Origin of the sequence: Limosilactobacillus ingluviei str. Autruche 4 (genome assembly GCF_000312405.1) — a bacterium.
Lineage (GTDB): Bacteria > Bacillota > Bacilli > Lactobacillales > Lactobacillaceae > Limosilactobacillus > Limosilactobacillus ingluviei.
The window spans coordinates 117,357-125,864 of sequence record NZ_HE997177.1 but is presented as its reverse complement, the minus strand read 5'-3'; the positions used below and the strand labels follow the sequence as shown (position 1 = coordinate 125,864).

The window sequence follows — 8,508 nt, the reverse complement described above, 5'->3', positions numbered from 1 at the left end:
GAAGTTAACAAGCCTTTGGCACCTGACTTTGTGTCAGGGCTTGGATTTTGGAGAGTTGTCCGAGCTGGCCGAAGGAGCAGCATTGGAAATGCTGTATACGGGTTAAAGCCTGTATCAAGGGTTCGAATCCCTTACTCTCCGTTGATGACCCGTTGGTCAAGTTGGTTAAGACACCAGCCTTTCACGCTGGTAACATGGGTTCGAATCCCGTACGGGTCACTTGATTTTGGAGGATTAGCTCAGTTGGGAGAGCGTCTGCCTTACAAGCAGAGGGTCACAGGTTCGAGCCCTGTATCCTCCATTACAACTGAATAGTTGTAAACCCCAAAGATGGCTCGGTAGCTCAGTTGGTAGAGCAACGGATTGAAGCTCCGTGTGTCGGCGGTTCGATTCCGTCCCGCGCCACTTTATGGAGGAGTAGCGAAGTCTGGTTAAACGCGACGGTCTGTAAAACCGTTCCTTCGGGTTCGGTGGTTCGAATCCACTCTCCTCCATTATTATAGGGATATAGTTAAACGGTATAACTACGGTCTCCAAAACCGTCATTGTGGGTTCGATTCCTACTATCCCTGCTCAACTGAATATTTTGGCGGTATTGGTGAAGTTTGGTTAACACATCGGTTTGTGGATCCGACATGCGTGGGTTCGAATCCCACATACCGCCCTTCCAATCAGTAATTACTGATTGACTTAACTAATTGGTGGTATAGCCAAGTGGTAAGGCAGAGGTCTGCAAAACCTTCATCACCGGTTCGAATCCGGTTACCACCTTTTAGTGAAGACATGCCTCTGTGGCGGAATTGGCAGACGCGCTGGACTCAAAATCCAGTTCCCGCAAGGGAGTGTGGGTTCGACCCCCACCGGAGGCATATTTTATTTTGAATGTCTTTGCTTGGCAGAGCGGCTAGAGTTTAATCTAGTCGCTCTGTTTTTGCTTTTGTGAACCAAAGAGGGCAATGTAAGCATGGCATAATAGACCGTATTTAGCAGAATAGCGCCCAGAAGTATCCTTGAAGGAAGGACAACTTCTGAGCGCTATTTGCGTCGATGTGAGCTTACTTACTTATTTTGATGTTTGGGCGGCGTTTGATCTGGTTCGCCATTTTGCTGCATTAAGAGTTGTTCAATGTGTGCCAAGCGTTGTTCAATAGCTTGTTGATGGGTTTGCAGAGAATGGAGTTCGCGGCGTAATTGGTCATCATCGTCACTTGATAAGAGGTCAGTTAAAGAACTGGTCATCATCCCAATAAAGCCAATCCCGATGACCATTAGGATCACCGCTGCTAATTTTCCGATCCCCGTGGTTGGTGCGATGTCACCGTAGCCAACCGTAGAAACGGTGGTGATTGACCACCATAGGGCTGTCGTAAAACTGACTTTTTCGGCAATATGGTACATTACGGCTGCGATTAATAGGACCGCAAAGCTAAGGTAGGAGTAGTATAGTAAGCCCCGGGTTTTAATCAAGGAACGCAACCGTCCCGTTAACCCAATCAACCGGACCAGGCGTAACACGCGTAAAAGCTGAAGGATGCGAATTACCCGGGCAGCCCGGAACAGGTAAAAGAGCTGGTTGACGGGTAAAATTGCCAACAAATCCCAAACATTATGAATCAAAAAATACTTTTTATTTTTAGCCCGTCCCAACCGGACTACGTAGTCAAGGGTTAAAATGAGCCAGATCACATTATCGATTTGACGATAGGGACTGGCCAGGATATCAAGATCGTGGGCATAGTCCAATACTAACAAGAGGATTGAAATCACTGCCAAGGCGGCAATCCCAATCTGGTAGCTAATTAATAAAAATTTCTTGGACGTCATTTGCTAATTCTCTCCGGTTGGTTCAGGGTGGGGTTTATTTTGGGCAATCAGCGTCACGGTACTGGTGCTGACCAAACGGTTTTGATTAGTGATGCGAACTTGCCAAGTTTGCATCCGCTGGCCGATATGAAGGGGAGCAGCCGTAGCGATTAAGCAGCCCGCGCTACTGGGAGCTAAGTGATGAGTATTGATATCAACCCCCACGGCAACTTGGTCAGCAGCCAAGGCAGCATTGGCCCCTAAAGAAGCCGCGGTTTCTGCCAGGACCGCATTAATGCCACCGTGGACAATTCCAAAGGGTTGGAGTAGCTTTGCACTGACCGGAAGTGATACGATGGTAGATGACGGTGAGACCGATTGGATTTCGATCCCTAGGTTTTCAAGCAAATTCAAAATTTCACCTCATTTTGAAAGGAGTCGTTTGTGAATGACTGAAGTTAAATGGGAAAAGATCAAAGATTTTTCAGAAATTATTTTTGAGCGGACGGGCAAGATCGCCAAGATTACCATGAATCGCCCCGAAAAGCACAATGCTTTCACGCCGGTTACGGTGGCAGAAATGATTGAGGCTTTTACGATTTGTCGTGATGACAGCTCCATTGGGGTTATCATCTTGACAGGGGCTGGCGACCAAGCCTTTTCGTCTGGTGGTGACCAATCGGTGCGCGGCAACGGTGGCTACGTCGGCCCCGACCACATTGCCCGGCTAAATGTCTTAGACTTGCAACATCTCATTCGTATTATACCAAAACCAGTCATTGCGATGGTGAAAGGCTGGTCCGTTGGGGGTGGCAACATCTTGCAGTTGGTTTGTGACCTGACGGTGGCCGCGGATAACGCGAAATTCGGGCAAACGGGGCCGAAGGTGGGTTCGTTTGACGCGGGTTATGGTTCTGGCTACTTAGCGCGGGTGATCGGCCACAAGCGGGCCAAGGAAGTTTGGTTTTTAAACCACTTCTACACGGCTCAAGAAGCATTGCAAATGAATTGGATCAACCGGGTGGTGCCATTAGATCAAGTTGAGGCCGCCACCTTAGAATGGGCTAACGAAATTTTGCAAAAATCACCAACGGCCTTGCGGTTAATTAAGGCGGCGATGAATGCTGATACGGATGGTTTAGCGGGGCTCCAACAATTAGGTGGGGATGCGACAATGCTGTTTTACACGACTGACGAGGGTAAAGAAGGCCGCGATGCCTTTAATGAAAAGCGGCAACCGAACTTCGATCAGTTTCCAACGTTCCCTTAGGGGGCGCGGGCAATGGAAACCCAAAATTGGTTAATTAAACAGGCCCAGCTGAATCCTGATCGCTTGGCCGTCAGCGATGGCCAGACTAGCTATACGTTTGCCCAGTTGCTGACGGTGGTTAAAGCTGATGCAGCGCATTTAGCGGGTTTGACGACCCAAGCGCGGGTAGGCCTGCTGGGGAAAAACAATTTATTGACCTACCGGTTGGCCTTGGCCTTGCTGAGCATGGGTAAGACAATCGTTTGGCTGAATTGGCGCTTAGCCAGTCCTGAATTAGCCTTTCAGGTGGCGGATAGTGAGTTGGATTTGGTCTTGGTTGATGACGCATTAATGCGCACGGAGTTCGACCAATGCTACCAGACCTACACTACGGTTTTGGCGCGTCCCGGCCAAGCGGTGGAGTTGCAAGCAACCTTTGCCAGTGAGGATATCGCCAGCATTATGTATACTTCGGGGACCACGGGGCAGCCTAAGGGGGTCTTGCAGACCTTTGGCAATCACTTTGCTTCGGCGATTGCTTCCAGTTTAAACTTGGGGCTAGTAACCAATGAACAGTGGCTGTGTGTGACCCCGCTCTTTCACATCAGTGGCTTTTCGATTGTAATGCGGGGGTTAGTTTACGGCATGGCAGTCCGGCTCATGGCCCGCTTTGATCCGGTGGCCGTAGAAGAGGTCTTGGCTACCGAGTCGATCACCATTCTTTCGGCGGTGCCATACATGCTTAAGCAATTGTTGCAACAGCGGCAACGGACTCACCGTGCTTATCAGCCGGCCTTTCGGTTGGTGTTGTTAGGCGGCGGGACGATTGATCAGGCCACACTGGCGGCTTGTCAAGCGGCCCACTTACCGGTGGTACAATGCTACGGGATGACGGAAACGTGCTCACAAATTATCGCCTTAAGTGCACGTGATGCCAGCCAGCAACTAGGCGCCGTCGGCAAGCCGTTGTTTACGACCCAAGTTAAATTAATGCCAACGACGCACGAAATTGCCATCAAAACTCCGGCCCTGACCCCGGGCTACTTAAAGCAACCCGCTAAATTTGCTGCTAAAATGGTGGATGGCTGGTACTTAACCGGTGACATCGGTCATTTTAATGCGGCTGGCTTTTTATACGTGGACGGGCGCAAGGATGAAATGATCATTTCCGGCGGGGAGAATATTTTTCCCCAAGAAGTGGAGCAGGTTTACGCTGCAATGCCAGGGATCGAAGCCGTCGCCGTAGTGGGCCAGGCGGATGCGACCTGGGGCCAGCGACCGGTCGCCTTTATCGTTGGGCAGGCCCAACCCGCGCAAAAGTTAATTGATTATGGTTATGCGCACTTGGCCCACTATAAGGTGCCCAAGGAATATCATTTTGTTGCGGCTTTGCCCAAAAATGCCAGTGGCAAAGTCCAACGCTTTAAGCTTCGCCAGCAATTAGTGAAATAGCTTTTTAAAGCAGGAAACCGCTTCCTGCTTTTTGATTTTAAATCAGCTTTCCGGGGAGACTTTTTAATTTTAATGCATTGGCTAAAAAAACGTTGACCAGAATTAGATGAGAAAGCGGCGTTTACGAGATGAGAGGGATTAATGTTTCCTAGGACAAAGATTGCAAAATGATTCTTATTAAATCAAGGCGTAAACCGGTTTGCAGATTTGACCTCCTGTCTGACAAAGGGTATAATAAATTACACTTTTATTAGAAAGCGATGATTGTTCTCAGTAAATTATTCTCATTCGCTGGCTTCAAAGCTTTGAATAAATCCTAACTGGGAGGAAAAATATGGATCAACAAAAATCGATGGACACGGCCTTTTTCGGGCAACCGCGGGGTCTGTCCACCCTGTTCTTCACGGAAATGTGGGAACGGTTCAGTTACTACGGGATGCGGGCCATCCTGCTGTTTTACATGTTTTATGCCGTCGAAAAAGGCGGGCTGGGGATGGACGAAACTACGGCCGCCTCGGTGATGTCAATTTACGGTTCGCTGGTTTACCTGTCCGGGATTGTCGGTGGGTGGCTGTCTGACCGGGTTTGGGGGGCGCGTAAGACGGTCTTCATTGGTGGGGTGCTCATCATGTTTGGGCACATCGCCTTATCCTTGCCGTTTGGTTTGCCTGCTCTCTATGCTTCGATTGCTTTAATCGTGGCCGGGACGGGGCTGTTAAAGCCGAACGTCTCGGACATGGTAGGGAGCTTATATGAAGAAGGCGACAAGCGTCGTGATGCCGGTTTTAGTATGTTTGTCTTCGGGATTAACTTAGGGGCCGCGGTGGCACCGTGGGCAGTGCCGTGGGCCGCAGGCGGCTTTGGTTTCCACTTGTTTGGCAGTGAAACCAACTTCCACGCCGGGTTCTCCCTGGCCGCAATCGGGATGTTCTTTGGGCTCTTGCAATACTGGTTGGATGGGAAGAAGTACTTGTCCAAAGACAGTCTCTACCCCAACGACCCAATTGACCGGGAAGGCTTAAAGCCAATCATTACCTGGACGGTGGTAGCGGTGATCGTCGTGGCCGTCATCTTAGGGCTTTTGGCGGCGATGGGCCAATTAAACATCACCAACATCATTAATCTGATTACGGTGATTGCGATTGCCCTGCCGATTGTTTACTTCATTATGATGCTGAATTCGGCTAAGGTTACCAAGGTCGAACGCTCCCGGGTCAAGGCCTACATTTCCCTGTTTATTGCGGCGGCCATTTTCTGGGGGATTGAAGAATCGGGTTCCGTAGTGTTGGCGCTGTTCGCTGAACAACGGACGATTTTACACATCGGCAGCTGGCACTTTGCCGCAGCCAACTTCCAAACGTTGAACCCACTGTTCATCATGCTCTTGACGCCATTCTTTGTTTGGCTGTGGAGTGCTTGGAAGAATCAACCAAGTGCCCCGGCGAAGTTTGCCGCGGGGATGGTCATTGCCGGGCTATCGTACATGTGGATGGCCTTGCCGGGGATTATCCACGGCACAACCAGTGGCCGGGTCAGTCCCTTCTGGCTGGTCGGTTCTTGGTTCATCGTTGAAATTGCCGAAATGTTGATTTCGCCAATCGGATTGTCCGTCACGACGAAGTTAGCGCCAAAGGCTTTCCAATCCCAAATGATGAGTATGTGGTTCTTAGCTAACTCGGCCGGGCAAGCCGTTAACGCCCAAATCGTGAAGTACTACTCGGCGGACACCGAAATTCAATACTTCTTGATCATCGGTGGGGTCAGCGTGGTCTTCGGGATTGTGATGTTCTTCTTGGTTAAGAAGATTCACGCCCTGATGGAAGGGATCGACTAACCCACAGTAAAATTAAGTTCCAGGTGGTTGCCAATTGGCAGCCGCCTTTTTTATTGGGAAGACAAAATAATGGGCAGCGCTAGGCGAGGGGCTTACAATTAAAAGCTAAGGGGGAAGGACGAATGAAGATTGCAATCAGCAGTGATAATCATTTGGATGTCAATCAAGTTGATCCGGCGCAAGCATTGGCGGCGCAAGCTAAATGGCTGCTTGAACAGCAAGTGGGGGCGTACTTTTTTCTGGGGGACTTATTTAATAACTTCCAAAAGACCCGGGCGTATTTTACGGCGTTGCAGGCCCGCGTTGGCTCGCAAATCATGATTCGTTATTTGGCGGGCAATCATGATCAATTAACGGGGGTGACCGCCGCCCAGCTGGAGCAACGCTTGGCTCCGGAATATTTCCATCAAGCGTTTTGGGATGTCCCCGGGACCGACTGGCGCATCATTGGCAATAATGGTTGGTACGATTATTCCTTTTCAAACTTGGCAGTGTCACCTGCGGCCGTGGCCCAGTGGAAAAAGGTCTACTGGATTGATGGCAGCATTACCCAAGCAGAGAGCGATCCGGTTCGGATGGCACGGGTAATGGTCCAAGTAAAGGCTCAGTTGCAAGCTGCTCAGGCGGCGGGAAAGCGCGTCATTTTCGTAACCCATTTTGTTCCGGCGGCGGCCTTAGTACCGCCCCTGCCAGCCCACCTCACCACGCCCCGGCAGCAACGGTTTGGCCAGATGTTTAACGCCATGCTGGGGAGTCAGCACTTGGGGGCACTGCTTTTGCAAACGCCCCAGGTTAAGCGCGTGGTCAGTGGGCATTTGCATGGGGAATTTGCGCCCCAAACCCTTGGGGCGGCGACCTATTACAATCCAGCGGTCGGGGTCCGGCGGCGCCCTGGTGAATGGCAACGAACGACTTTTATGGAACAATGGGCTTACCGAACCCTGGTGTGGAATTTAAGGTGATTTTTTTGCGATTAAGCCTTGCAATTCAGTCGGGGATTGTGTAATATAATATTCGTTGATTGTTCAGGTTTAACGATTGACCTTACGGAGGAGTAGCGAAGTCTGGTTAAACGCGACGGTCTGTAAAACCGTTCCTTCGGGTTCGGTGGTTCGAATCCACTCTCCTCCATTTTAATTATTGGGCTATGGCCAAGCGGTAAGGCAACGGTTTTTGGTACCGTCATGCGCTGGTTCGAATCCAGCTAGCCCAACTGACAAAGTCGTCACGGTGGTGGCGGCTTTTTAATTTTTTCGCGGCCAAAAAAATTGGTTCTTCGTCAACTGGTACTGATGAACTTTTAGAAGAATAATTGGTCTACCCCCACAGCTGCCTTTTTTCAGGCAGCTGTTTTGACGTTAAAATATGGTGATTTAGCGACTAGTAGAATTCGAAGCCGGAAATTGGGGAAGCTCCGGAAACCAAAGGCAACTCGTTTGATCGTTTTAATGACGTTGTTCGTCCCTTCTAACGAGCCATTATTGTAAGGTTGTTCAAAACTACGCTCGATTTCTTCACGGTGATTCCGTAGCGTGCGTTGGGCCTTTTGACAAGGTTTAGGCAAAGCTGTCAGCTTGGTTTTTAATAACTCTGCCAAGACTTCTGAACTTTGAAAATGAAGGGCACACAACAGTTGTTGGTAGTAACCATACGCCGTACTAAGCGCATCACTCGTAGCGGTCAGCCGATCGATCACTTCACGTTCATTCAACTGGGCACCACCAAAACCTGTTCGCCGCTTAAAATCGTGCCAGTTGAGTTTGGCCGCATCCTTAACCAATAAACGCCAGTAGCGTTTTAAAGCGCGGGCCAGCTTATCCTTAGAAGGCAAAGCCTTCATAGTTTGGGTACGGACCTGGTTCAATGCTTGGTAAGCTTGAACCACGACGTGATAGCGATCAGCGACAATGGCGGCATTGGGAAAAAGATCTCGAATTAAAGACCGATAAGGTTGATAAAGATCAACCACGATTAATTTAACTTTGGCCCGGACTGCATACTCATACCGATAGAAATAATTGCGCAAGCAAGTATTGGTACGGGATTCAATCACATCAATCAATTCATGGGTTTCCCCATTCATCAAAGCCATACTCATCCCACTCGTCGCAAAGCGACCAGCTTTAAAGTCATCGAGGGCTAGGACTTCGGGCAGCCAATGACGCTTAGG

General features: G+C 49.7%; 7 protein-coding genes and 11 tRNA genes. 15 read left to right on the top strand and 3 right to left on the bottom strand.

Going from position 1 to position 8,508, the window contains the following annotated elements; translation table 11 throughout:
* Positions 1-49: 49 nt before the first annotated feature.
* From BN54_RS09400 to BN54_RS09360, 9 genes are all read left to right on the top strand, one after another.
* Positions 50-141: transfer RNA gene (locus tag BN54_RS09400), tRNA-Ser, on the top strand.
* Between the two features lie 5 nt (positions 142-146).
* Positions 147-219: transfer RNA gene (locus tag BN54_RS09395), tRNA-Glu, on the top strand.
* Between the two features lie 9 nt (positions 220-228).
* Positions 229-301: transfer RNA gene (locus BN54_RS09390), tRNA-Val, on the top strand.
* A 31-nt stretch (positions 302-332) separates the two neighbouring features.
* Positions 333-405, top strand: a tRNA-Phe gene (locus BN54_RS09385).
* A 6-nt stretch (positions 406-411) separates the two neighbouring features.
* Positions 412-494, top strand: a tRNA-Tyr gene (locus tag BN54_RS09380).
* Between the two features lie 7 nt (positions 495-501).
* Positions 502-572, top strand: a tRNA-Trp gene (locus BN54_RS09375).
* A 17-nt stretch (positions 573-589) separates the two neighbouring features.
* Positions 590-664, top strand: a tRNA-His gene (locus tag BN54_RS09370).
* A gap of 36 nt (positions 665-700) precedes the next feature.
* Positions 701-771 (top strand) — tRNA-Cys (locus tag BN54_RS09365).
* A 14-nt stretch (positions 772-785) separates the two neighbouring features.
* Positions 786-869: transfer RNA gene (locus BN54_RS09360), tRNA-Leu, on the top strand.
* A gap of 190 nt (positions 870-1,059) precedes the next feature.
* Here BN54_RS09360 and BN54_RS09355 read toward each other — a convergent pair.
* Together BN54_RS09355 and BN54_RS09350 are read right to left on the bottom strand one after the other, a co-directional pair.
* Positions 1,060-1,824 carry a potassium channel family protein gene (locus tag BN54_RS09355; RefSeq protein ID WP_019206934.1) on the bottom strand — a complete coding sequence of 255 codons (765 nt, stop codon included), beginning with the start codon at positions 1,822-1,824 and terminating at the stop codon, positions 1,060-1,062.
* A 3-nt stretch (positions 1,825-1,827) separates the two neighbouring features.
* Positions 1,828-2,217, bottom strand: coding sequence for a PaaI family thioesterase (locus BN54_RS09350; protein WP_019206933.1), 390 nt, complete (start codon positions 2,215-2,217; stop codon positions 1,828-1,830).
* A gap of 34 nt (positions 2,218-2,251) precedes the next feature.
* On the opposite strand from BN54_RS09350, the gene menB reads away from it, so the two are divergent.
* The 6 genes from menB to BN54_RS09320 all read left to right on the top strand — a co-directional run bounded on the left by menB (position 2,252) and on the right by BN54_RS09320 (position 7,551).
* Positions 2,252-3,073, top strand: coding sequence for a 1,4-dihydroxy-2-naphthoyl-CoA synthase (gene menB / locus BN54_RS09345; RefSeq protein WP_019206932.1), 822 nt, complete (start codon positions 2,252-2,254; stop codon positions 3,071-3,073).
* A gap of 12 nt (positions 3,074-3,085) precedes the next feature.
* Entirely contained in the window at positions 3,086-4,504 is a 1,419-nt protein-coding gene (locus tag BN54_RS09340; RefSeq protein ID WP_019206931.1) for an o-succinylbenzoate--CoA ligase, read from the top strand.
* Positions 4,505-4,838: 334 nt separating this feature from the next.
* Positions 4,839-6,338: a peptide MFS transporter gene (locus tag BN54_RS09335; RefSeq protein WP_019206930.1), complete on the top strand. Its 1,500-nt coding sequence runs from the start codon at positions 4,839-4,841 to the stop codon at positions 6,336-6,338.
* A gap of 122 nt (positions 6,339-6,460) precedes the next feature.
* The gene (locus BN54_RS09330; RefSeq protein ID WP_019206929.1) at positions 6,461-7,300 is read left to right on the top strand and encodes a metallophosphoesterase; all 840 of its coding nucleotides are present in this window, start codon (positions 6,461-6,463) and stop codon (positions 7,298-7,300) included.
* A gap of 86 nt (positions 7,301-7,386) precedes the next feature.
* A tRNA-Tyr gene (locus BN54_RS09325) sits at positions 7,387-7,469 on the top strand.
* A 10-nt stretch (positions 7,470-7,479) separates the two neighbouring features.
* Positions 7,480-7,551 (top strand) — tRNA-Gln (locus BN54_RS09320).
* A gap of 126 nt (positions 7,552-7,677) precedes the next feature.
* Here BN54_RS09320 and BN54_RS09315 read toward each other — a convergent pair.
* The coding region (locus BN54_RS09315; protein WP_019206928.1) for an ISL3 family transposase at positions 7,678-8,508 on the bottom strand (831 nt) is incomplete at its 5' end.

What these genes read in the sequence shown, in the direction of transcription:
- BN54_RS09335 (WP_019206930.1), top strand. Translation starts at nt 4,839, where the DNA reads ATGGATCAACAAAAATCGATGGACACGGCCTTTTTCGGGCAACCGCGG.
- BN54_RS09330 (WP_019206929.1), top strand. Translation starts at nt 6,461, where the DNA reads ATGAAGATTGCAATCAGCAGTGATAATCATTTGGATGTCAATCAAGTT.
- BN54_RS09340 (WP_019206931.1), top strand. Translation starts at nt 3,086, where the DNA reads ATGGAAACCCAAAATTGGTTAATTAAACAGGCCCAGCTGAATCCTGAT.
- menB (WP_019206932.1), top strand. Translation starts at nt 2,252, where the DNA reads ATGACTGAAGTTAAATGGGAAAAGATCAAAGATTTTTCAGAAATTATT.
- BN54_RS09355 (WP_019206934.1), bottom strand. Translation starts at nt 1,824, where the DNA reads ATGACGTCCAAGAAATTTTTATTAATTAGCTACCAGATTGGGATTGCC.